Here is a 22,960-nt window from a genome sequence, read left to right as displayed (position 1 = left end):
GAGACCGCCGCGTTCATCTACCTGAACATCACTCACGTGGGTGTGCATGGCAGGGCGGGCTGTGCAAGGCTCGATCAACTTCCCTTCCGCTGTGTCGAGTTGGAGGATGCGAGCCGATGGAGATCTCCCGACGTTCCGTGCTGACCACGGCGGCCGGCGCCGCCACCCTGTACGCGGTGCCGACGACCCCGGCCCAGGCGGCCGAGCAGACCCCCGCTGCGGTCGTCCGCACGCTCCGGGCCGCCGCGGACTACGCGATCGGGAAACTCCGCACCGTCGCCCCGGGCGTGACGGCCTTTCCGATCGGCACGAAGGCCGAGAAGTGGGTGTATTCGCAGAACGGCGACTGGGTCGGCGGCTTCTGGCCCGGCACGCTCTGGATGGCCTGGCTCCACAGCGGCGACGACACCTTCCGCACCCTGGCGCTCGACTCCGCGAAGAAGCTCGCTCCCCGTCAGACCGACACCACCACCCACGACCTCGGGTTCCTCTTCTCCCCTTCCTGGGTCACCGCATGGCGCCTGACGGGGGACGACACCTGGCGGGCCGGCGCCGTGCGGGCGGCCGACTCGCTGATCCGGCGCTACAACCCCAACGGCCGTTTCATCCGGGCCTGGGGCGCGCTGAACGATCCGAACAACGCGGGCCGCGTCATCATGGACACGATGATGAACCTCGACCTGCTGGCCTTCGTGAGCGAGCAGACGGGCGACGGGAAGTACCTCGACATCGCCACGGAACACGCGAGGACCGCCCAGCGGGTGTTCCCGCGCCCGGACGGCTCGACCCCCCACGTGTACGACTTCGACCCCGCCACCGGCGCGCCGATCGGCCCCGGCACCGTACAGGGTTACAGCCCCACGTCCTGCTGGGCACGCGGACAGGCCTGGGGCATCTACGGGTTCACGACGATCCACCGGCGCACCGGCGACCAGCAGTTCCTGACGACCGCACGCCGACTCGCCGACTACGCGCTGGGCGCCCTCACCCCCGACCACGTCCCCGTGTGGGACTACCGTGCGCCCCAGCAGCCCTACGACGTCAAGGACGCCTCCGCCGGCGCGATCATGGCCTGCGGTCTGCTGGACCTTTCCGCTGCGACGGGCCGGTCCGAGTACCGGGAAGCCGGCCTGCGCCTGCTGACCGCGCTGGCCAAGACCTGCCTGACCCGGAACTCGACGCGCGCCGAGGCAGTCGTCGCCCGCTGCACCCGCAACCGCCCGGCCGAGGACGGGATCGAGATCTCCCTCCCGTACGCCGACTACTACCTCCTCGAAGGCATCCTGCGCGTCCTGCGGCCGCAAGACGTCGACCGGGCGATCGACCTTTCCGGCGCGAAATGAGGGCGACCTGGGGCCGAGGTGACGCTACGGTGCCCTGATGCCCCTGTATCCGGAGATCGAGCCGTACGCACACGGCATGCTCGACGTCGGCGACCACAACCTCGTGTACTGGGAGACCTGTGGCAACCCCGAGGGCAAGCCGGCGGTCGTGCTGCACGGCGGGCCGGGATCCGGGTGAGGCCCCTACCCCCGGCGCCTGTTCGACCCGGCCGCCTACCGGATCGTCCTGCTCGACCAGCGGGGCAGCGGCCGCTCGACACCGCACGCGAGCGACTACGACACCGACATGAGCGTCAACACGACCGCGCACGTCATGGCCGACCTGGAGATGCTGCGGCAGCACCTCGGCATCGAGCGCTGGCTGGTCTGGGGCGTGTCCTGGGGCTCGGTGCTCGCCCTCCGGTACGCGCAGACGCATCCGGAATCCGTCTCCGAGCTGGTGCTGACCGCAGTGGCGACAGGCTCCAACGCCGAGGTGGAGCTGCTCACCCGGGGACTCGGCAGGATCTTCCCGGAGGCCTTCGACCGGTTCCTGGCCGAACTGCCGCCCGCCGAGCGCGACGGCAACCTCGCCGCGGCCTGCAGCCGGCTCCTGGAGTCCCCCGACCCCGCGGTACGGGAGCGGGCGGCGCGGGCCTGGACCGACTGGGAGACGGCGACCGTCCCCGCACCGCCGCGCTCGGTCGCCCGCTTCGAGGACCCCGTGTACCGCATGGGCTTCGCCCGCACCGTCACCCACTACTGGGGCAACGACCACTTCCTGGGCGAGGGCAACGACGAGGGCGTGGTCCTGCGCCACGCCCACCTCCTCGCCGGCATCCCCGGCACCCTCGTGCAGGGATCGCTCGACTTCGGCAACCTCCTCGGCATCGTCTGGCGCCTCCACCAGGCCTGGCCCGGCAGCGAGTTGGTCACGGTGGACGACGCCGGCCACACCACGGGGGCACCGGGTGTGGCGGAGGCACTCGTGGCGGCGACGGACAAGTACCGGAAGTGAGCAGGACCCGGTCGGCGGGCACGACTCGGATCCCGACACATCGGCACCGTCGGGAGCCGGACGAGTCCCAGCCGGTGAACGGGTCTTTTGGCGTGGGGATGCACGGGGACGGAAGCTGTTCCGTGTCTTCGGTGAGGATGCCCCGGACGAGCCTGAGGACGCGGTTCTCGTTCTCGTACCGTGGGTCCTCGTCGTCGCGCACGTGCAGAGCCCGCCTCGATTCCACGGCCCGTCAGGTGAGTGGCCGCCGCGCGTACACCTCGATCTCGATCTTCATGCGAGGGTCGGCGAGGCCGCAGACAAGCATCGTCGCGGCCGGGCGGACCTCGCCGAAGCAGCGGCGCAGGACCGGCCAGCAGGGCTCGAAGTCCTCGCGCTCGGGCAGCAGGTAACGCACCCGTACGACGTCCGCGAAGTCACAGCCCGCCTCGGTCAGCGCCGCACCGATGTTACGGAGGCACTGCTCGGCCTGTTCCACCACGTCGTCGCAGATGGTCATGGTGGCGTAGTCGAACCCGGTCGTCCCGGACACATGCACCCAGTCGCCGTCCACCACGGCACGGGCATACCCGATCTGCTCCTCGAAGGCCGAGCCGCTGAGGATCGCACGTCGCTCTGTCATGCGCCGAACGCTAGGTGACCTGCATCGATACGTCTAATACTGCGAGGGTCATGACCTGATATCTCTAGGCGTATGACGCGACCCGAACTTCCCCTCGCGCAGCTGCACGCCTTCGTCGTGCTCGCCGAGGAACTCCACTTCGGCCACGCGGCCGCCCGGCTCGGCGTCGCCCAGCCACCGCTGAGCCAGCAGATCCGCCGCCTGGAGGACAAGGTCGGACATGCGCTGTTCAGCCGCGAGCCGGGACATGTCGCGCTCACTCCGGCCGGCCGCGAACTGCTCCCGGCCGCCCGGCGGGCCCTCACCGACCTCGCGGACGGCTTGGCCGCGGCCCGCGCCGTCGGCAGCGGCCGGGCCGGCCGGCTGCGCATCGGATTCGCCGGCTCTCTCGCCCTGACCGTCCTGCCCGGACTGCTGCGCACCTTCCGGCAGCGGTTCCCCGATGTCCACCTGGACATCCACGAGATGACCACCGCGCCGCAGATCGCGGCCCTGCACGACAGGACCATCGACATCGGACTGCTGCGCGAACCGCCCGCCGGTGAACCGGAGATCGGCTTCCGGACGGTCCTCAACGAGCCCTTCGTGGCCGTGCTCCCTGCCACCCACCCCCTGGCCGCCCAACGGACCGTACGAGTGGCGCAGTTGGCCGACTCACCGTTCGTGCTCCTGCCCCGGGCGGTCGGCCCCGGACTGTACGACCGGATCACCGGCCTGTGCGCGGACGCGGGCTTCGCACCCCGGACGGCCCAGCACGCGGTGGAATGGCAGACCGTGTGCGCCCTCGTGGAAACCGGTCTGGGAGTCTCCCTGGCCCCGGCCTCCATCCGGCGCATCCGCCTCAAGGGCGTCGCGTTCCGCGGGATCGCCCCCGGCACCGCCCGCACCCGGGTCGCCGTGGCCTGGCGCACGGCCGACCCGAACCCCCTGGTCGCCCACCTTCTCGCGACGGTCGGCGGGGAATGACCCGAGCGTGCACGACGCCGCGTCCGTCAGCGGCCGTAACGGCGCTCCCGGGCCGCGTACGACCGCAGGGCCCGCAGCAGGTCGATCTCGCGGAACGCCGGCCACAGGACGTCGACGAAGTGCACCTCGGCGTAGGCGGACTGCCACAACAGGAAGCCGGAGAGCCGCTGCTCGCCGGAGGTGCGGATGATGAAGTCGGTGTCGTGCCCGGCCGGCGAGTACAGGTTGTCGGTGATGTGCTCCAGGTCGAAGTCGGCGGCCAGCTCCGTGGGGTCGCCCCCTGCGCTGATGTGCTTGTCGAAGGCCGCCTTGACGGCATCGACGATCTCCCGGCGGCCGCCGTAGCCGACGGCGACGTCGACCTTCAGCCCGCCGCGGCCCTGGGTGAGGGCGGCGGCCTCCTTGAGGACGCGGGCGGTGTTCCCGGGCAGCAGGTCGAGCGCCCCGATGATCTCGATCTCCCAGGGCTCCCCGGGGGCGCAGATGCGCCGGACGGTCTCCTCGATTATGTCGAGCAGGGGACCGAGTTCGTCGGCCGGCCGGTGGAGGTTGTCGTCGGACAGCATCCACAGCGTGACGTGCTTGATGCCGGCGTGGGTGCACCAATGCAGGAAGTCCGTGACCTTGGCGCCGCCGACGCGGTACCCCTCGCGCACGTCCTGATGTCCCGCACCCCTGGCCCAGCGCCGGTTCCCGTCCAGCATGATCGCCACGTGCCGCGGCCGGGGCAGGCCTTCCAGCTTGCGGTTCAGGCGCCGTACATAGATCGCTTCCAACGCCGAACGCAAGGCCTTCATCGCCACACCGATGTCCCTTCTCCCTACCCGTGTTCGAGGGCGCAAGGATAGTGCCACGTCCCGCGCACGAGCCACGCGGGAGCGGAGCGTGCGGTCCGCGCGGAGCGACTACGCTGCGGGCGTGACCGGTCGACCGATGAGCCGCCGCGGCCTGTTGGAGGCCGCGGTCCTCGGCGCCCCGGCCCTCGCCCTGGCCGGCTGCGCCGGGGACGGCGGACCCGACTGGCGGCTCAGGCTCGCGACGGGAGCGCCCGGTGGGCCGTACAACGCCTTCGGCAAGGCACTGGCCGTCCAGGCCGCACAGGCCGTCCCCCGACTGCACATCACCCCGCTCAGCACCGCGGCCAGCGTGGACAACCTCCGCAGGCTCGGCGCCGGATCGGCGGACCTGGGCCTGGCGATGGCGGACGCCGCCGAGGACGCAGTGCAGGGGCGGGAGCCGTTCTCGAGCCGGGCCGCCGTGACGGCTCTCGCCCGCGTCTACGTCAACTACACGCACCTGGTCGTACCGGCCGACGGACCCGTACGGTCCGTGGGGGATCTCGCGGGCCGGTCGGTCGCCACCGGCGCGGCGGGCTCCGGCGGGCAGGTGCTCGCGAACCGGCTGCTGCGGGTGACGGGTCTGACCGGGCAACGGTCGGTACGGCAACGGCAGCTCGGCCTCGCCGCCTCGGTGGAGGCACTGCGCACGGGCACGGTCGACGCGCTGATCTGGGCCGGGGGAGTGCCGACCCCCGCCCTGTCGGCGCTGGCCCGTGAATTCCCCTTGCGCTTCCTGCCGCTGGAGGAACAGGCCGCCGTCCTGCGCGACACGTACGGCCCCGTCTACACGGCGGTCACCCTCCCGTCCGGCGTGTACGGGCTCACCGAGCCGGTCGGCACCGTCGGCGTGGGCAACTATCTGCTGGCCCGCTCCCAGGTGCCGCAGCAGGCGGTGCGCGAGGTGCTCCGGGTGGTGTTCGACCGGTGGCGTGTGCTGCTGCGTGAGGTCACCGCGGGCGCCCGGCTAGAACCCAGGTTCGCCGTCGCCACGGGGGACGTGCCCCTGCACCCCGGCGCGGTGGCCTACTACCGCTCGGTCTACGGCTGACCCGGCACCGGACCCGGCAGCCGCAGCTCCACCACCAGTCCGTGGGGACGGTTGCCGGCCGTGGCGAGCCGACCCCCGCTGAGGCGGGCGATCTCGTCGGCGATGGCCAGGCCCAGGCCGCTGCCGGGCACGTTCTGGTGCTCGGGTGCCCGGGCGAAACGCCGGGTGAGCAGCGGGAGCTGGTCGTCCGGCACCCCCGGCCCGTCGTCGGCGACGCGCACCACGACCTCACCGTCCGCGAGCGCGGCCGTCACCGCGACCCGCCCGCCGGACGGGACGAACTTGACCGCGTTGTCGAGGACCGCGTCGAGGATCCGGCCGACGGCGTCCGGCACGGCAGGCGCCCGCAATCCCTCCCGCACGGCAGCGGCGCTCAGCGTCAGCCCGGAGGCCTCGAACACCGGCTGCCACGCGGCCACCCGCTCACGCACCCCGCGGGTCACGTCCTGCTCGGTCCGCTCCGCCGTGCCCGACTCCACCCGCGCCAGCGCGAGCAGGCCGTCGAGCAGCTCCTCCAGGCGCTCCGCCTCGTCCAGGGCACGCGCGTGCTCCTTCCGGCCGGGGCCGGGCGCGAGATGGGGCTCGACGTTCTCCAGCTGGAGCACCAGGGTGGCCAGCGGGTTGCGCAGTTGGTGCGAGGCGTCGGCGACGAAGGCGCGCTGGCGGCCGAGGGAGTCGGCGACGGCCTCGGCCATGCCGTTGAAGTGCCGGCGCAGGCTGCGCAGTTCGGGAGGCCCCGTGCCGGAGACGGCCCGGGTCTCCAGGCTGCCGGACGCCAGTGCGGCGACGGCCCGGTCGAGGTCACGGACCGGGCGCATCAGCCAGCGGGTGATGCCGGCCGCGACCAGGGCCGCGGCCGCGAAGGAGGTGAGCGCCCCGCAGGCGATGAGCGCCCAGCGCACGGTCACGTCCCGCCGGGCCGCGGCGGTCGGGACGGCCAGCAGGACCGCGCCGCTGACCCGTTCGTCCCGGCCGACCGGCTCTGCGAGCACCACCCGGTCCGGCCCCCACGGCCGCACGGTCGGCAGCCGCTCGGTGGACCGCCCGGTCAGCGCCCGGCCCAGGACGTCGTCCGCTGCGGACGGGGAGACGCCGGCCCCCGCCTGCGCGAGGGTCCGCCCCGCGGAGTCCACCACGGTCACCGAGGCGCCGTACAGCTCGGCGTACCGGCCGATCTCGGTGGAGAGTTCGGCACGGTCGGCGGCGGTGCGCACCCGGTCGGCGAGGTCGGCGAACCGTACGGCGTCGGCGCGCCGCTGGAGCAGCAGATGCTCTGTCCGCCCGCTCGCGTACGAGCCGGCCAGCGGAACCGACAGCAGCAGCGTCGCGGCCCCGATCAGCACCATCAGCACGGCCAGCAGCCTGCGCCTCATGGCCGGCGGCCGTCGGTGCCGAGCTGGTACCCGAAGCCCCGCACCGTACGTACCAGTTCGGCGCGGCCCGTCTTCGCGCGGATACCTGCCACGTGCACGTCCAGGGACCGGGACGCGGCGAGGAAGGCGTCGCCCCAGATCCGGTCCAGGATCTCCTCGCGGGAGTGCACCTCGTCCGGCCGGGCCGCGAGGAAGGCGAGGACGTCGAACTCACGCCGGGTGAGCCGTACTTCCGCGCCGTCGACCGTGACCGTACGGCCCGCGATGTCGATCTCCACGTCGCCGGTGCGCACGGGACCTCCACCGCCGTCCGTGCCACGGGACGCCGCTGCCCCGGTGCGGCGGCGCACGGTGTCGATCCGGGCCATCAGCTCGTTCATCCGGAACGGCTTGACCACGTAGTCGTCGGCGCCGGCCCGCAGCCCCTGCACGATGTCGCGCTCCTCGCAGCGGGCCGTCACCACGATCAGCGGCGCGTCGCACACCGTGCGCAGCCGCCGCAGCAGCTCCAGCCCGTCCAGGTCGGGCAGGCCGAGGTCGAGCAGCACGAACTCGGCCGCGTGGACGTACCGCAGGGCGTCCAGGGCCCGGCCGGCCCTGCGCACCGTGTGCCCCCGCTGGGCGAGGGCCGTGGTCAGGGCCTGGGCCATACGGTCGTCGTCCTCGACGAGCAGCGCGTGCATGTGACGTCCTCGTGCCGTGGTGACCTGGGCGGCAGCTTACGGAAGCGGCACCGTCCGGGTCACCACCGCGTCAGTGGACGGCCTTCGCGGGACTGTGGTCGCGGCCGGTGTCCGCCGCGACCTCGGCGCGGCTGAGCGCCGCGTTGCGGGTGTCCGGCATCAGCACGTAGGTGACCAGCGACACGAGCGCGCACCCCGACACGTACCAGAAGAACACCTTCTCGTGACCGCTGTCCTTGAACCACAGAGCCACGTACTCCGCCGTCCCGCCGAACAGCGCGTTGGCGACGGCGTACGGCAGCGCCACCCCGAGGGCGCGGACCCGGGTGGGGAACAGCTCCGCCTTCACGGCCGCGTTGATCGAGGTGTACCCGGTGACGATGACCAGGGCCAGCAGGGACAGCCCCAGCGCCGACCAGTACGAGGACGCCGATCCGAGCGCGGTCATGATGGGGTACGTGCCCACCGTGCAGCCGACCGCGAAGGTGATCAGCAGCGGCCGGCGGCCGATCCGGTCGGAGAGCATCCCGGCGAAGGGCTGGAGCAGCGCGAAGACGGTGAGCGCGGTGAAACTCACCAGGGTGGCCGTGGACTTGGCCATGCCGGCGCTGCCGATCAGGTACTTGGTGAGGTACGTGGTGTAGGTGTAGTACGCCACCGTGCCGCCCAGGGTGAGCGCCATGACCAGCCCGGCCTCGCGGCGGTGCTGCCACAACGCCCTGAGCGTGCCGCGCGCGGTGTCCGTACGGTCCTCCGCCCCGGACTCCTCGGTGAAGGCCTCGGTCTCGGTCAGCCGGCGCCGCAGCCAGAACACCACCCCGGCGAACAGGGCACCGAGCACGAACGGGATCCGCCAGCCCCAGCTCTCCAACTGGTCCGTGGTCAGGGTGTGCTGCATCGTGATGAGGATGGCGAGGCCGAGGATCTGGCCGCACGTCATCGACACGTACTGGAACGAGGAGCCGAGGCCGCGCCGGTCGCGGGCGGACGCCTCGGTCAGGTAGGTGGCGCTGGCGGCGTACTCGCCACCGATGCTCAGGCCCTGCAGCAGCCGGGCCAGGAGCAGCACCACGGCGCCGAAGTAGCCGGCCTGTCCGTAGGTGGGCGCGACGGCGATGAGCAGGGCGGCCACCGACATCATGGTGACGGTGAGGGTGAGCGCGCTCTTGCGCCCGTGCCGGTCCGCCGCCCGCCCGAGGATCCACCCGCCGACCGGGCGCATCAGGAAGCCGACGGCGAAGATGCCGGCCGTGTTCAGCAGCTTGGTGGTCGGGTTGTCGCCGGGGAAGAACGAGTCGGCGAAGTAGATCGCGAAGCTGGCGTAGACGAACCAGTCGTACCACTCGACGAGGTTGCCCAGGGACCCGCCGACGAGGGCGAGACGGCGGTTGCCCGGGGAGGCCGACGGCGGCTTTCCGGGCAGGGCGGCGGACGAGGACATGGCGGCTCCAGGTGGGGAAATCCGGTGGGATCGGGGAGCGGGAGAGTGCCCCCCGGAACCTGAGTGCGCCCGAGCATGCGGGCCGCCGTCGCACCCGGACAAGGTCCGCCGCGCAGATCTAACATGCCGCTAAGAAAGCGGCTGTGAGCCCGTCCGGGAAGGCGGCTGCGGACCCGTCACTCGCCCGCCAGCGCCGCCCGGACGATCGCCGCTGCCGCCTTGGCCGCCGAGAGGACCGGCGTCGTGCTGCGCGCGGCCCGGCCGAGCATGAAGGCGCCCTCCAGCAGCGCGATGACCGAGCTTGCCGTCTCCCGGGCGGCGGGTTCGGGGACGCCCCCCTCGGCGTAGTACGCGGCGAGACGGTCGATCCAGCTGTCGAAGACCTCCGAAGTGGCCTCGCGCAGCTTCTCGTTGGTGCCGGCGACCTCCATCGCGACCGTGGCGATGGGGCAGGGGTCGGCGAAGTCGAGTTCGGCGAGGGTGCCGGCCGCGGCTGTGAAGGCGTCGGCGGTGGCCGCGGCGCGGTCCTCGTACGGCGTCATGAGCGCGGTGATGAGCCCCAGGTAGACGGCGCCCGAGGTGCGGATCACCTCCTCGCCCAACTGGGCCTTCCCGCCGGGGAAGAAGTGGTAGATCGAGCCGAAGGGCGCACCGGCGGCCTCCGCGATCTGCTTCATGCCGGTGCCCGTGTAGCCCGTGCGCCGGAACAGCTCCGTGCCGGCGCTCACGATGCGCTGCCTGGTCTCGTGGGTGCTGGGAGCCTTGCTGTCACTCACGACGGGAGCCTCCGGGAAGCCGCTGGTGCTGTGTGCCCTTCCGTGCCTATTCTGTCACTAGAACGCTCTATCTAGTGCCAACTGGGTCGGAGGCGGGGCCATGCCGCAGATCGAGCTGAGCGCGGGGACGATCGACTACGAGGACTCGGGAGGCGAGGGCCCGGTGGTGGTCCTGGTCCACGGCCTCGGCTTCGACGAGTCGGTGTGGTCCGAGGTCGTGGCGGATCTGCGGCCGGACTTCCGTGTCCTGGTCCCCGTCCTGCCCGTCGGCAGCCACCGGCGCCCGATGCACCCGGACGCGGACCTCTCCGCGCACGGCATCGCCCGGCTGCTCGCCGAGTTCCTGGACCGCCTGGACCTGCGGGACGTCACCCTGGTCCAGAACGACACCGGGACGGCCCAACTCCTCGTCGGTGTACGGGACGAACGCATCGCCCGCCTGGTCCTCACCTCCTGCGAGGCCCTGGACAACTACCCGCCCGGCACACAGGGCAGACTGCTGCACCGGGCGAGCAAGGTCCCCGGCGGACTCTTCCTCCTCATCCAGTCCTTCCGCTTCCCCTTCCTCGCCCGCATGGAGACGTCCCTCGGCGGGATGGCGAAGAAGCCGCTGCCGAAGGAACTGATCGCCCGCTGGTACGGCCCTCTGCTGACGAGCCGTGACATCCGCCGCGACTTCGCCAAGTTCTGCCGCGAGGTGGACCCTGAGTGCTATGTCGAAGCGGCCGGAAACCTGCCCTCCTTCACGCGTCCGGCCCTGGTCGCCTGGGGCGCCGAGGACCGCATGATGCCGCCCGCCACCGGCCGTCGCCTCGCCGAGCTGCTGCCCGACGCGCGCTATGTGGAGATCCCCGACGCCCGCACCCTGGTCCAGCTGGACAACCCGGCCGCCCTCACCGCGGAGATCCGCCGTTTCGTCAAGGAGAACCCGCTGCCCGGCGAGGGCTGAGCACGGCTCGGCCCCCGCCGGGTGCGGGTCATCCTTCGAGCGTCAGGTAGAGGCGGGTGCCCCGGGGCTGGAATCCGACCCGCTCATAGACGCGGCGCGACCCGTCGCCCGAGTACTCGAGCCAGACGGACGACGCCCCGCCGGCGAACGCGGTGTCGGCGAGGGCCGCCGTGACCGCTGCCGCGATGCCCAGGCCGCGGTACGCGGAACGGGTGCCCACACCCGCCAGCTCGGCGGTGCCGTGGGCGGGTGCCGAGCAGACGGCCGCACCCGCGCAGCCGCCGTCTGCGGCACGGACGAACCGCACGGCCCCGCCGCTCTCCTGGGTGCGCCGCAGCCGGGCCGCGCCCTCCGGAGAAGCGGGGAACTCACCGCCGAACGCCTCGGAGAGGGCGGCGTCGATCGCGGTGTAGTCCTCGTCGGCGTCCGGTGCCACCACCTCGATGCTCCCGGTCGGCACAGCCAGCGTGGCGGGCGTGCAGACCATGTACTCATGGACCGCCTCCGTCGCGAAGCCGGCCCGGCGCAGGGCCGGTTCGACGGCGGGTGCGGTGTCCGGGGCGAACTCCAGGCGGGGCTTCAGGCCACGCTCGCGGAATGCCCCGATCAGGGCGCTGACGTCCCGGTCGGTCGGCTCGGTGCCTGGGAGCGGGGTCGCGTAGTTGACGTACGGGCTGGTCGTCGTGGGATCGATTCCCACGACGAAGCCCCCGACTTCGACCGTGGCCGGACGGCGCAGCAGGTTGGCGACGGCGAAATTCTGGACATCGGTGTGCACGATGAAGATGACCTCACGTTGGATGGCAGCCACGAGGGCTGCGGGACCGGCCCGTCGGCCGGGAACACGGGATGTACGTGGGGCCGCCGTGAGGAGACGCGAGGGCACCGATGGCCGCTGCCGCGGATGCGGGCGGGGTCAGTGCCGACGGCGGCCGCTGTGGGACGCCGCGATCAATGGCTTCAGTCCTTCGTCGTGCACGAGTGAACACAGATCAACTCCCCGGAGCTTGCCACACTCCGAACGAGCGCGGCAAGCAGATAGAGCGCTGGACGCCCGGCCCGGCCGGCCGTGCTTCAGCGTGTCGTCGTCAGCCGGGCGGCGTGCCGGGCGATGCGGGTGGCCGCGAACTTCGTGCCGGCCACGAATCGCATCATCGGCCCGAACATCGGGGCGGCGAGCGATCCGGTGAAGTACAGGCCGGGCACCGACGATTCGAACGTCCCTGTCAGGTAAGGGGCCTTGGAACCCGGCACGCATGCCACCGCGCCGCGTACGGCGGACGACAGGAAGGGTATGACGTCCAGGTCGAGGCGATAGCCGGTGGCTGCCAGCACGTGGTCGACGGTGAGAGTGGCGCGCCGACCGTCGGGCTCCGCGAGCTCCAGGTGCGCGGCGGAGCCGGCCGCCTCGGCGCGAGTGACACGGCACGACGTGCGTACCGGTACGACGCCCTCGACCCGCTCGCGCAGCCACCAGCCGCCCGACGGGCCCAGCGCACGCCGGAACAGCAACAGCCGAGCCTGCGCAGGGAGGCGTCGTACCCCGCCCGGAGCCTTGCAGACCGCGGCCAGCGCCCAGCCCGTGCCCAGCGGGGAGGCGGGTTTGGCCAGCCGCCGGGTCCAGGGCCGGGCCAGATCCGGTGTCATGCCCCACAGCACGCTCTGCTCCCGGACCAGCACCTGCGCTTCGGCACCGGCCTCGTGCAGCAGCGCGGCGCTCTCCAGCGCGGACTGGCCGCCGCCGACGACGGCGACGCGCTGACCGGCGTAGCGCGACAGGTCCGTGTGGTGGCTGGTGTGTGACACCAGGGTTCCGATGCCGGGGCCTTCGGGCGCCAGGCGCCGCAACTCGTCCGGGACGTGGGCTAGCCCGTTCAGGCCGATGGCCACGACGACGGCCGCGGCGCCCAGTTCCTGGCCGTCGTCCAGCCGTACGGTGAACCCGGAGCCGGGCGCCGCCCTGTCGACGGCCACGACGCGCGCGGGGTCGACCTCACCGACGTACCGCTTCTGGAACCACTGCCCGTAGCGCACGAACACCTCGCACGGGATGGGGGTCAGCTCGGTCAGCTCCGGCTCGCCGTGCAGCCGCCGGAAGTCCGCGAGCCGCCCCCCGGGCTCGGGCGCGGACAGGTCCGTGGCCGCCGGTGTGGATTTCAGGAACATGCCGGTCGCCATCGCATGGCGCCAACTGCCCATCACTTCACCGAAGACGCGGACGGGTACGCCGACGGCCCGCAGGTGCGCGGCGACCGAGAGTCCGTACGGCCCGGCGCCGACCACGACGACCGGTGGCCGTGCCCTCCCCGCCGACGCCCGCTCATGGGTGTGGTGCTGTTCCGGAAGCGACTGCGTCACGCATCCCCCTGCTGGTCGACCCGCCCCCACTCCGACGCTCAGTGTTACCCAAGCACTGGCATAGCAATGCGATATGGGACATACATTGCAGAAATGTGGTCGAACCGTTGGCCGGCGAAGGTCCGCGACCGCGCCGCACGGGTCAAGGCCGCCTCGCCGACACCTGCCGAGGGAAGGTGCCGGCGGGCGACGTGCCGTGCGGTCAGCCCACGCGCAGCGTCAGGGCGGCCGTGTGGAGCTTGCCTCCCGTCTGGAACTGCAGGAAGAGCCGCCAGTTGCCCGCGGTGGGCAGTTCGGCGTGGAAGGACAGGTCGGGGCCGCCGTGGTCGCCGTCGACCTTGGTCGTGGGGTGGAGGTGGGCGAACGCGACGTCACCCTCGTGGAAGGCGGTCAGGTGGGCGTAGGTGTCCAGGTAGGGCTGGAGGTCGGTGACGGGCTTGCCGCCCTGGGTGATCCGTACGGTCAGCGGATGTGCCATACCGGCCATGGGCTCGCCTTCCACGGTGACCGTGTATCCGTCGACCGTCGTGTCGGCGGTCGCGGCGGGCAGCCGGGTCCTGGCGGCCGTGCCCGGGACCGTCACCGTCCGGCTGAGCACGAAGTCCTTGCCCTTGCCGCTCCCGCTGTCCGGTGTGAAGGAGGCGAACATGCGCCATGAGCCGGAGTCGAGGGAGGAGAGGCCGGCCGTCCAGGTGCCGTCCGAGGCCATCGTCGGGTGGAGGTGCTGGAACCCGGTCAGGTCGGAGCGGATGGCGTAGAAGTGCATCCGCTTGGTCTGGTCGAGGGCGAAGCCCGTCACCGGCTTGCCGTCCGGGCCGGTGACCGTGAAGCGGTACGGCGTCTGCTTCCCGGCGGTCAGGGTGGTGTCGGAGCTGGTGAGGCGGTAGCCGTCCTCGGCGTCGGCCAGGCCGTTGCCGTCGGCACCGTGGTCCATGCCGGGCATGCCGTTCATCGAGGAGCCGGCTCCGGCCGCGGAGGTCGCGGTCGGCTTGGCGCTGTGGTGCATGCCGGGCATGGCGGAGTCGTCGGAGGACCCGCAGGCGGCCAGCGTCAGGGCGAGGGCGGCTGCGGTGCCGACGGCCGCGAGGGCACGGCGACGCACGGTGGAACGGGTGGAAGCGAACATCGCTGGGGTGTCTTTCCGGGTGGCGCACCACGCCGGGTGGCGCGCGGGGCGATCAGGACGCTGCGGCCGGGCAGCCCGGAGGGGCCTGCTCCGGCGCGGTCCTGTCACGTCCGCGCGATGCACACCTGAAGGAGGAGACCACGCCCGCCCGGTGGCCCGCGCCGCCCGGTCCCGCCGGGACGCCGTGCGCGGTGCACGGCCCAGGCCGCCATTGCGGAGAGTGCGAAGAGGCCGGTGAGCGGCGCCATGGGCAGCGGGATGCGCTGCTCGGCGGGGGTGGCGACGCACAGCGTCCCGTGCGGGGCCATGTCGTCCGTGGCCCGGAGCGTGCCGGGCAGGGTCCGTGCGGGCTCCGCCGGTGCCGTCGCGGACTCGTGGCCGTCGTGCATGACGACGGCCGGACCCGTCCGACCGTGACAGCCGTCGACGGCCGCGGCAGGGGAGCCGTGCATGAGGAACAGACCGAGCAGGATCGCGCACAGCGTCAGCAGCCGGGTGGTGCCCGGCCTGCGGGTGCGTTCGCCGCCCATGAGGACCTGTCCTCCCTCCGGTCGCCGCGGACCACCGGGGTGTGGTCAGCACTACGACGATACCTGGTGGGGGTACCCGAGAAGAAAAAGGCCGGACGATATGAAGAAAGGCAAGGAGGTCGACCACTCCTTGCCACTCTCAACGTATAGCGCACCGGGGGGCTTGCGGCAAGGCCCCCGTCGTGCCGCAGAATCACCGGCCGAAGCCACAACCTGCGCAAACACATGGGGGCAGTGATGATCGACGTGATCGTCGTCGGCGGCGGACCGACCGGCTTGATGCTGGCCGGCGAGTTGCGGCTGCACGACGTGCACGTGGTCGTGCTGGAGAGGCTGACCGAACCGACCGAGCAGTCCCGCGGGCAGGGCCTGCACGCGCGCAGCGTCGAGATGATGGACCAGCGCGGCCTGCTGGACCGGTTCCTGGCGGTCAGTGAGAAGTTCCAGGTCGGCGGCCTCTTCGGCGGTATCGCCAAGCCGTGGCCGGACCGGTTGGACACGGCTCACCCGTACGGCGTCGCCACCCCGCAGCCGGTCACCGAGCGGCTGCTGGAGGAGCGTGCCCTCGAACTCGGTACCGAGATCAGGCGCGGCTGCGACGTGCTCGGGCTGAGCCAGGACGCGGACGGGGTGACCGTCGAGCTGGCGGACGGTACGCAGCTGCGCTCGCGCTACCTCGTCGGATGCGACGGCGGCCGCAGCACGGTGCGCAAGCGGCTCGGCGTCGGATTTCCCGGCGAACCCGCCAAGGTCGAGACGCTGCTGGGCGAGATGGAGGTGACCGAGGATCCGGCGACGATCGCCGCCGTGGTCGAGGAGGTCCGCAGAACTCAGCTGCGGTTCGGCGTCAGCCCCAGCGGGGACCGGGTGTACCGCGTCGTCGTGCCGGCCGACGGCGTGGCCGAGGACCGTGCGACCGCGCCGACCCTGGAGGAGTTCAGGCAGCAACTGCGTGCCTTCGCGGGCACCGACTTCGGCGTGCACTCGCCGCGCTGGCTGTCCCGGTTCGGCGATGCCACCCGGCAGGCCGAGCGCTACCGGGTCGGCCGGGTGCTGCTGGCCGGCGACGCGGCGCACATCCACCCGCCGACCGGCGGGCAGGGCCTCAACCTCGGCATCCAGGACGCGTTCAACCTCGGCTGGAAACTGGCCGCCGCGGTCGACGGCTGGGCACCGGAGGGGCTGCTGGACAGCTACCACGCCGAACGGCACCCGGTGGGCGCCGCCGTGCTGGACAACACCCGCGCGCAGATCACCCTGCTGGGGACCGATCCGGGTGCGGCCGCGCTGCGGCAGCTGTTCTCGAAGCTGATGGACTTCGAGGAGGTGAACCGGTACGTGACCGGGCTCATCACCGCGGTCGAGGTCCGCTATGACTTCGGCGAGGGGCATGAACTGCTCGGCCGGCGGATGCGGGACGTGCGGCTGAAGCGGGGGCGCCTGTACGAGCTGATGCGCGACGGCCGCGGACTGCTGCTCGACCAGACCGGCCGGCTCTCGGTGGCGGGCTGGGCGGACCGGGTCGACCACGTCGTCGACGTCAGCGAGGAACTGGACGTGCCCGCGGTGCTGCTGCGGCCGGACGGCCACGTGGCGTGGGCCGGTGAGGACCAGCAGGAGCTGTTCGGCCTGCTGCCCGAGTGGTTCGGTGCTGCCGTCGGCTGAACACGCAGCCCCCGAGCAGGTCACGCGACTTCCGCGTGCTCCGGTGAACCGCCCATCATCCGGAGCATCGCGGGGCCGCCGGTGCGCAGGAAACGGACGACGAGGACCGCGGCGAGCAGCAGGAACGCGATGTTCAGCCAGGTCGTGTAGTCCCAGCTGACGCCCTCCTCGGGGAGTTTCGCATCGGCCTGGTCGGGGATCAGGCCGAGCCCGCCGAAGAGGAACTCCACGACGTACCCGCCGACCGCCATGGCCACGTAGAACGTGGCGAGGAGGAAGACGGCCGTCCGTGCCCCGTAGTACTTCCGGTAGATGTTCAGGATGGGCAGGATCACCAGGTCCGCGAAGATGAAGGCGATCACGCCGCCGAAACTGATGCCGCCCTTCCACAGCACCACGGCCAGCGGCACGTTCCCGATCGAGCAGACGAACGCCGCGATCGCCACCAGCGGGCCGATGAGCGGCCCGATCGCCTTCGCCACGGCCGGGTCGTCCGCGGCGAAGAACGTACGCCAGAACTCGTCCGGCACCCACGCGGCGATCGCCCCGGCGATGAGCAGGCCCGCCACCAGGTCCCGCAGGATCGCCGCCCACTCCATGACGAAGATGTGCGACACGGAGGTGAACCCCTCGCGGGAGAACAGCCGCCGGGCGAAGCCGCCCTCGCCCCGCACGGACATGTCCATCGCCGCATGCCCCTCCATGGACCCCGCCAGCCCGCGGGCAGCCTGCTCACGTGCCTCGCGGAGCAGGCGCTCGCGCAGCAGGACACGGAAGAGGACGGCGAGCACGACGATCATCACCGGGCCGCCGACGAATTCGGCGGCGGTGAACTGCCAGCCCATCAGCAGCGCCAGGATCACACCGAGTTCCACCACCAGGTTGGTCGAGGCGATCTCGAACGCCATCGCCGCGGTGAAGTTCGCGCCCTTGCTGAACAGCGAGCGGGCGAGTGCGACCGCCGCGTACGAACACGAGGACGAGGCCACGCCGAGTCCCGCGGCCCGGGTGAGCGTACGCGGCCGGTCGTCCCCGAGCAGCCGTACGATCGTCGCCCGGCGCACCACCGCCTGGACGACGGCCGACAGGGCGAAGCCCAGGATCAGCGCCCAGGTGATCGCCCAGGTCATCGAACCGGCAATGGCCAGCGCGTGGCCGATCGCATGCATGTGTGCACCCTTCGTGGCGGGGCCTGTCTCGGGTCGAGTCTGCATCGGGGCGTGGTGTCACGCATGCTGTGCCGGGAGGGGCTGCGGCAGTCGTCGCGCCAGGTGTCCGGCCCGCGCGAGGCCGCTGACGGCGGCGGCGCAGGCGAGCCCGGTGCCGGTCAGAGCCGTCCAGGTGAGCCAGAACACGTCGTGCCGCGCGGCGAGGTCCAGCAGGGCGCCGGTGACGAGGTTGCCGAGGGTGATGCCCAGACCGGAGACGGTGCTGTAGAGGCCGTAGTGCGTGGCGACCAGACGGCCTCCGGACAGGGCGACGACCGTGTCCATCTCGAACGGATAGGTCACCGCCGCTCCCGCCGAGAGCAGCACCACTGCTACGAACAGCGAGGCCGGCACCCCGACCGACGAGCCGGGCGGGGTGAGCGCCAGCGGGAGGAAGGCCAGCCCCATGGCGACCAGGCCCCGCACCAGTGCCTCGGCGGGCTCCCACCGCTCCTTCGCCCAGCCGGTCAGGCGCAGCTGTCCCGCGACGGCCACGGCGGCCGAGACCACGAAGAGCCCGCTGGTCAGCGTCGTGCCGTGCGAGCCGAGAGCGTGCGCCGCGGTCAGCGGGAGGGCCAGGTAGATCTGGAAGGTCAGTACGTTCGAGCCGATCATCGCCGTGGCGAAGAGCAGGAAGGGCCGGTTGGCGACCACCGTGCGCCACTGCGTCAGCATGTGGTCCCGCCCGGCGCCGTCCGCCGCGACGCGCCGGGCGGGCAGGGCCCTCCACTGCAGCAGCGTGAGTGCGCAGAACACGGCCGCGGCCACCGCGCACACCAGGCTGAAGTCGGCCGCCAGCAGCGCGAGTCCGACCACCGGGCCGAGCAGCATGCCCGCCTGGTAGAAGACGTTGAACGTCGCGAAGGCGTCGACGCGGCGGTCGCCCGCCTCGACGGCGAGGCAGGCACGCACGGCCGGATTGAACAGGGCGCCGGCGAAGCCCGTGGCCGCGGAGGCGGTGACCAGGGCGGGCAGGCTGTCGACCCAGCCGAGCAGGCCGAAGCCCAGGGTGCGCAGGAGACACCCGGCCATGATCGGCGCCTTGTAGCCGAAGCGGTCGGCGAGGGTGCCGCCGATGAGGAACATGCCCTGCTGGGAGAAGTTGCGCACGCCGAGTACCAGACCGACCGCCCAGGCGGCCAGCCCCAGTTGGCCGGCGAGATGGGCTGCCAGGTAGGGCATGAGCATGTAGAAGGCGAGGTTGATGCCGAACTGGTTGGCCATCAGCAGTCGTACGGCGGGCGGAAAGGAGCGGGTCTGCCGCCACAGCTGCTTCATCGGGCGACCCCGGCCGGGCGCGGGGTGTCGCCGGTGGCCAGCGGGTCGACGACCTGGGTGCAGCGGGTCCAGCGGGTGACGGCCCGCACGCCGGGGTGGGCGATCTCGTCGGGATCGTCGGCGGGCGGGGGGCCGAGCAGGTCGTGCGTACGGCAGTAGGTGTCGTCGTAGACCGTGCCGACATAGCGCTGCGGACCGTCGGGGAAGACGGCGACGATCCGCTCGCCGGCCGGCAGGATGCGGGCCAGCCAGCGGGCGACGAGGGCGACGGCGCCGACGCTCCAGCCGCCGGTCGCGTAGTGGTCGCGGGCCAGCCGGCGGGCGGCCCAGACCGCTTCCGGGGCGGCGACCCAGTGGATCTCGTCGAAGAGGCCGTAGGCGACGTTGCGGGGGTGGATGCTGCTGCCCAGGCCGCGCATCAGGCGTGGTGCGGCGGGCTGCCCGAAGATCGTCGAGCCGGTCGCGTCGACCCCGACGACCCGCAGCCCGGGGGAGTGGTGGCGCAGTACGGAGGCGATGCCGGCCGAGTGCCCGCCGGTGCCGACGGAGACCACGAGGACATCGACACGGCCGAGCTGGGCGGCCAGTTCACGGGCGAGCGGGGCGTAGGCGGCGACGTTGTCGGGGTTGTTGTACTGGTCCGGGCACCACGCGCCGGGATGTGCGGTCAGCAGTTCGGCGACGCGGTGCCGTCGGGCCTGCTGCCAGCCGCCGGTGGGGTGCGGGGCCTCGACCACCTCGACCTCGGCGCCGTGGGCGGTGAGGAGGCCGGTCATCAGGGGCTCCGTGCCGGTGTCGGTGACGACCGTGACGGGATGTCCGAAGGTGGCGCCGGCCAGGGCCAGGCCGAGGCCGAGGGTGCCGGAGGTGGACTCCACGATCCGGGCGCCGGACCGCAGCTGTCCGCGTGCGCGGGCCGCGTGCACCATGTACAGGGCGGCGCGGTCCTTGATGCCACCGGGGTTGTGTCCTTCGAGCTTGGCCCAGAATCCGCGTCCGGCTGCGGTGAAGGGTTCGCCGATCCACAGGACCGGGGTGTCCCCGACGAGTCCGGGGAGACTGCTGGTGGGGTCGTTCATGGCGTGCTTCTCCTGCGGCCGGGCCGCGGGGGGGCACCGGCCGGGGGTAGGGGGGACGGTGATCGGCTGCCACGCCCGGCAGAAACGGGGGAGTCGGGCGTGGCCGAGGTCCGATCAGGTCCGCCACACGCCCAGGCGAGCCGGTGAGGGTCCCGGGGAGAAGTCGGCCGTTCCGGCGGCCGGAGGGTGCGCCGACGGCGCCACGCACGCCGAACGGGAGGCGGCCACGGTGACCGGCAGCGCCTCGTGAACCGTCTGCAGGGACCGGGCGGCGTTCCGCGGTGCCTGGATCGTCGGTTCGTCTCCGTCGCAGCAGTGCGATTCGTCGTCGTGGTCCGGGTCCGACGGCCGGCAGGCGGTGTCCGGCGCGAGGACACCGGCCTGAGCGAAGGCGACGCGCGCGGTCGGGACGGTGTCCGACCGCGCCGAGGCCGGCGACGCCGGCCCGTGGGCGCAGGCCAGCAGGTGCATCAGGGCGGCCAGGAGCACCGAGACGGCCGCCACGGCGCGCAACGCCGAGCGACTGCTGCGGTGACCCGGACAAACCCTCATGACGCAAAGAGTAATCGCACCATCACCCTACGTTGTCTCCATCGAGGGTGTTTCGGCTCTCTGGTGAGGTACTTCCACGGCGTCCCCCTCCGGCGGCCACGGCGGTCGGCTCTGTGACCGTCGGCCCCTGCGTCCACCGCGCGGTGTGCGCTGGGGCCACCACAGGACGTAGGCGGCGGAGCCGACCGCGAAGGCGAGGCGGATGAAGCCCCGTGCCGAATCGGAGGGGACCAGCAGCGCGCTGCCGTACAGGGAGATGAGGGCGACCCAGCTGACCCAGGGGACCAGACGGCGCTGGCCGATCGAGTCCCAGATCAGGGTGCCGAGGAGGACCGAGGCGTTGTAGTACGTGTACACGCTCGGGTCCAGCACGATCCGGGCGTCGGCGGCGAGCAGCACGACCGCCGGCCAGCGGTGCCGGCGGACGGCCAGCGCGCCCAGGGTGATCCCCAGTGCCATCTGGGCGGGGCGGTCCCACCAGGGGGTGGCGGCATCGTGCACGCCGAACCAGCGCAGGGACGACGCCGGCTGGTTGGCAATGGTGAAGCGGGCCGCGGCCAGGGTCTCCATGTGGGTGAGATAGAAGGGCAGCCAGGCCGCGGCCACCAGGCCGACCGCCCAGGCGGCGGAGCGCAGGCGCGCGGGGCGCGGCAGCGCCAGGAGGAGGGGCAGGAAGCCGACCGCCCAGGGTTTGGAGTCGACCGCCAGCGCCAGCAGGACACCGACCCAGGTCGCGTTGCCGCGGACCAGTGCCCGCACGGCCAGCGTGGTGAAGAACAGCGCCAGGACGTCGTCGAGATGCGCGAAACGCACCGAGACCTCCACCCACATCGGGATGAAGGCCGCCCCGGCGACCAGTACCCGCTGCTGGAGGCGCTTGTGGTTGAGTCCGGCGCCCCGGTTGTGGTCCGCGGCGGCACGGCCGACCAGCACCAGGATGTACAGGCCGAGGCCCGACATGAAGGCGTCGGCGAGCTTCTCGCCCACCTCGACGGGGAACGGTTCGAACAGCGCGGCGACCAGGAAGCTGACCGGGCCGATCTGCAGCTCGGGGTGGTTGGCGTAGAGCGCGAGGCCACCGCCGGGGATCTGACGGAACAGCAGTTGCTGACCGGTTCTCAGATAGTGCCAGGAAACGGCCCCATGGCGCTCGGCCACGACGAACCAGACGACCGTCCACAGGGTCAGCAGCGCGTTGTGCCACCGCACCGGAGAGCGCCCGATCCGGCCGATGCGCGCTCCACCCCTGGGCACGGCTCGCGCCGTCTCCCGGTTCCGCACGTTCCGTCCTTCCCCTCCGCCCGCCTCCGGCGGGACGGCCGAGGACCCGGGCACCGCACGGCGTCACTCCTCTAGAGGGAACGCGCATGCCGCGGGTTCCGCACGTCGTGGCTTTCTCACTGCGCCTTACCTCTCGCTTACTTGGCTTCCCCGCCTCTCCCCCGATCCTTCTCGGCCGTCCCCGGCTTTTCCGTGGGCCGCGCTCGTCGAAAATCCCCGGAACATCAGGCTCCGATGTCGGATTTCCGGGTTTCGGCAGGTGCTGGCCGGCCCCGGCCGGTGGTGGCGCGGAGGGTGTCCGGAGTCAGCCAACCCCAGTGCCCAGTGCCTTCGGCGCTGCAAGGGAGTACTTCCGTGCACGCCACGACCAGGGCGGCCGCGCCACAGGAACGGCGGGCCGCCACACTCGTGATGGCCTGCATCGGCGTCTGCGTCGCCTACCTGCCGGTGACCACCGTCTCGGCGAGCCTGCCGGCCATCCAGCGGGCGCTCGATGCCTCGACCCCCCAGCTGTCCTGGGTCACCGACGCGTTCGTCCTGCCCATGGCCGCCCACATCCTGACCGCCGGCGTCTTCGGTGACGTCCATGGCCGCAAGAAGGTCTACCAGGCGGGCCTCGGCCTCAGCGGCCTGGGCGCCCTCGTCGCCCTGCGCGCCCAGTCCGTGCAGGTCGTCCGGGCCGGTCAGCTGCCGGCGGGACCGGGGCCGGCCGCGCTGCTGCCCACCACCCTCGCCCTGATCAGCCATGCCGTCCCGGACCCGCGCGAGCGCGGCAAGTTCATCGGCCTGTGGGCCACGGCTGGGCTGCACCCCGGACGTGGCCGAGCAGCTCGCGACCGCTCTGGC

General features: G+C 72.2%; 21 protein-coding genes and 2 pseudogenes. 7 read left to right on the top strand and 16 right to left on the bottom strand.

Annotated features, from left to right (window positions below; genetic code table 11):
* Positions 1 to 116: 116 nt before the first annotated feature.
* Together ACIF83_RS19815 and pip are read left to right on the top strand one after the other, a co-directional pair.
* Positions 117 to 1,343 carry a glucuronyl hydrolase gene (locus ACIF83_RS19815; RefSeq protein WP_399728460.1) on the top strand — a complete coding sequence of 409 codons (1,227 nt, stop codon included), beginning with the start codon at positions 117 to 119 and terminating at the stop codon, positions 1,341 to 1,343.
* A 37-nt stretch (positions 1,344 to 1,380) separates the two neighbouring features.
* Positions 1,381 to 2,340: pseudogene (gene pip, locus ACIF83_RS19810) on the top strand (prolyl aminopeptidase).
* Here the strand turns inward: pip and ACIF83_RS19805 are convergent.
* On the bottom strand, positions 2,255 to 2,542 hold the full coding sequence (locus ACIF83_RS19805; RefSeq protein WP_399728457.1) for a hypothetical protein: 288 nt from the start codon (positions 2,540 to 2,542) through the stop codon (positions 2,255 to 2,257). The pseudogene pip and the gene ACIF83_RS19805 overlap by 86 nt on opposite strands.
* 30 nt (positions 2,543 to 2,572) lie before the next feature.
* A complete protein-coding gene (locus ACIF83_RS19800; protein ID WP_393479005.1) occupies positions 2,573 to 2,962 on the bottom strand; it encodes a RidA family protein in 390 nt (129 codons plus the stop codon).
* A 72-nt stretch (positions 2,963 to 3,034) separates the two neighbouring features.
* Between ACIF83_RS19800 and ACIF83_RS19795 the strand changes: the two genes are divergently transcribed.
* A complete protein-coding gene (locus tag ACIF83_RS19795; protein WP_399728453.1) occupies positions 3,035 to 3,928 on the top strand; it encodes a LysR family transcriptional regulator in 894 nt (297 codons plus the stop codon).
* 26 nt (positions 3,929 to 3,954) lie between these two features.
* Here ACIF83_RS19795 and ACIF83_RS19790 read toward each other — a convergent pair whose 3' ends face one another.
* Positions 3,955 to 4,725 (bottom strand): isoprenyl transferase, encoded by a 771-nt coding sequence (locus tag ACIF83_RS19790; protein ID WP_393479010.1) that lies wholly within the window; start codon positions 4,723 to 4,725, stop codon positions 3,955 to 3,957.
* 121 nt (positions 4,726 to 4,846) lie between these two features.
* On the opposite strand from ACIF83_RS19790, the gene ACIF83_RS19785 reads away from it, so the two are divergent.
* A complete protein-coding gene (locus ACIF83_RS19785; RefSeq protein ID WP_398139958.1) occupies positions 4,847 to 5,815 on the top strand; it encodes a TAXI family TRAP transporter solute-binding subunit in 969 nt (322 codons plus the stop codon).
* Here the strand turns inward: ACIF83_RS19785 and ACIF83_RS19780 are convergent.
* The 4 genes from ACIF83_RS19780 to ACIF83_RS19765 all read right to left on the bottom strand — a co-directional run bounded on the left by ACIF83_RS19780 (position 5,806) and on the right by ACIF83_RS19765 (position 10,088).
* Positions 5,806 to 7,188 carry an ATP-binding protein gene (locus tag ACIF83_RS19780; protein WP_393479015.1) on the bottom strand — a complete coding sequence of 461 codons (1,383 nt, stop codon included), beginning with the start codon at positions 7,186 to 7,188 and terminating at the stop codon, positions 5,806 to 5,808. The genes ACIF83_RS19785 and ACIF83_RS19780 overlap by 10 nt on opposite strands.
* Positions 7,185 to 7,871, bottom strand: coding sequence for a response regulator transcription factor (locus tag ACIF83_RS19775; RefSeq protein WP_399728449.1), 687 nt, complete (start codon positions 7,869 to 7,871; stop codon positions 7,185 to 7,187). Before ACIF83_RS19775 ends, ACIF83_RS19780 begins: the two co-directional genes overlap by 4 nt.
* A 70-nt stretch (positions 7,872 to 7,941) precedes the next feature.
* On the bottom strand, positions 7,942 to 9,312 hold the full coding sequence (locus tag ACIF83_RS19770) for an MFS transporter (protein WP_393479020.1): 1,371 nt from the start codon (positions 9,310 to 9,312) through the stop codon (positions 7,942 to 7,944).
* A 176-nt stretch (positions 9,313 to 9,488) separates the two neighbouring features.
* On the bottom strand, positions 9,489 to 10,088 hold the full coding sequence (locus ACIF83_RS19765; protein WP_399728445.1) for a TetR/AcrR family transcriptional regulator: 600 nt from the start codon (positions 10,086 to 10,088) through the stop codon (positions 9,489 to 9,491).
* A gap of 100 nt (positions 10,089 to 10,188) precedes the next feature.
* Between ACIF83_RS19765 and ACIF83_RS19760 the strand changes: the two genes are divergently transcribed.
* A complete protein-coding gene (locus ACIF83_RS19760) occupies positions 10,189 to 11,037 on the top strand; it encodes an alpha/beta fold hydrolase (RefSeq protein WP_393479025.1) in 849 nt (282 codons plus the stop codon).
* 28 nt (positions 11,038 to 11,065) lie between these two features.
* Here ACIF83_RS19760 and ACIF83_RS19755 read toward each other — a convergent pair whose 3' ends face one another.
* The 4 genes from ACIF83_RS19755 to ACIF83_RS19740 all read right to left on the bottom strand — a co-directional run bounded on the left by ACIF83_RS19755 (position 11,066) and on the right by ACIF83_RS19740 (position 15,051).
* The gene (locus tag ACIF83_RS19755; protein ID WP_399728823.1) at positions 11,066 to 11,815 is read right to left on the bottom strand and encodes a GNAT family N-acetyltransferase; all 750 of its coding nucleotides are present in this window, start codon (positions 11,813 to 11,815) and stop codon (positions 11,066 to 11,068) included.
* 296 nt (positions 11,816 to 12,111) lie between these two features.
* A complete protein-coding gene (locus ACIF83_RS19750) occupies positions 12,112 to 13,395 on the bottom strand; it encodes an FAD-dependent oxidoreductase (RefSeq protein ID WP_399728442.1) in 1,284 nt (427 codons plus the stop codon).
* 202 nt (positions 13,396 to 13,597) lie between these two features.
* Positions 13,598 to 14,521, bottom strand: coding sequence for a hypothetical protein (locus ACIF83_RS19745; RefSeq protein ID WP_399728439.1), 924 nt, complete (start codon positions 14,519 to 14,521; stop codon positions 13,598 to 13,600).
* Between the two features lie 104 nt (positions 14,522 to 14,625).
* On the bottom strand, positions 14,626 to 15,051 hold the full coding sequence (locus ACIF83_RS19740) for a hypothetical protein (protein WP_399728436.1): 426 nt from the start codon (positions 15,049 to 15,051) through the stop codon (positions 14,626 to 14,628).
* Positions 15,052 to 15,288: 237 nt separating this feature from the next.
* Between ACIF83_RS19740 and rox the strand changes: the two genes are divergently transcribed.
* Positions 15,289 to 16,716: a rifampin monooxygenase gene (gene rox, locus ACIF83_RS19735; protein ID WP_393479035.1), complete on the top strand. Its 1,428-nt coding sequence runs from the start codon at positions 15,289 to 15,291 to the stop codon at positions 16,714 to 16,716.
* 20 nt (positions 16,717 to 16,736) lie between these two features.
* Here rox and ACIF83_RS19730 read toward each other — a convergent pair whose 3' ends face one another.
* The 5 genes from ACIF83_RS19730 to ACIF83_RS19710 all read right to left on the bottom strand — a co-directional run bounded on the left by ACIF83_RS19730 (position 16,737) and on the right by ACIF83_RS19710 (position 22,114).
* Positions 16,737 to 17,885 (bottom strand): permease, encoded by a 1,149-nt coding sequence (locus ACIF83_RS19730; protein WP_393479036.1) that lies wholly within the window; start codon positions 17,883 to 17,885, stop codon positions 16,737 to 16,739.
* 57 nt (positions 17,886 to 17,942) lie between these two features.
* Positions 17,943 to 19,202, bottom strand: a complete 1,260-nt coding sequence (locus ACIF83_RS19725) for an MFS transporter (RefSeq protein WP_399728432.1) — start codon at positions 19,200 to 19,202, stop codon at positions 17,943 to 17,945.
* Positions 19,199 to 20,281 carry a PLP-dependent cysteine synthase family protein gene (locus ACIF83_RS19720; RefSeq protein WP_393479041.1) on the bottom strand — a complete coding sequence of 361 codons (1,083 nt, stop codon included), beginning with the start codon at positions 20,279 to 20,281 and terminating at the stop codon, positions 19,199 to 19,201. Before ACIF83_RS19720 ends, ACIF83_RS19725 begins: the two co-directional genes overlap by 4 nt.
* Before the next feature lie 114 nt (positions 20,282 to 20,395).
* The gene (locus ACIF83_RS19715) at positions 20,396 to 20,833 is read right to left on the bottom strand and encodes a hypothetical protein (protein ID WP_399728428.1); all 438 of its coding nucleotides are present in this window, start codon (positions 20,831 to 20,833) and stop codon (positions 20,396 to 20,398) included.
* Between the two features lie 27 nt (positions 20,834 to 20,860).
* Positions 20,861 to 22,114: a hypothetical protein gene (locus ACIF83_RS19710; RefSeq protein WP_393479046.1), complete on the bottom strand. Its 1,254-nt coding sequence runs from the start codon at positions 22,112 to 22,114 to the stop codon at positions 20,861 to 20,863.
* 411 nt (positions 22,115 to 22,525) lie between these two features.
* Here ACIF83_RS19710 and ACIF83_RS19705 point away from each other — a divergent pair.
* Positions 22,526 to 22,915 (top strand): annotated as a pseudogene (locus ACIF83_RS19705) (MFS transporter); the annotation flags it as partial.
* Positions 22,916 to 22,960: the final 45 nt, after the last annotated feature.

This window comes from Streptomyces sp. NPDC085866 (assembly GCF_044541035.1).
GTDB lineage: Bacteria > Actinomycetota > Actinomycetes > Streptomycetales > Streptomycetaceae > Streptomyces.
This window is presented reverse-complemented; position numbering and strand designations above follow the sequence as displayed.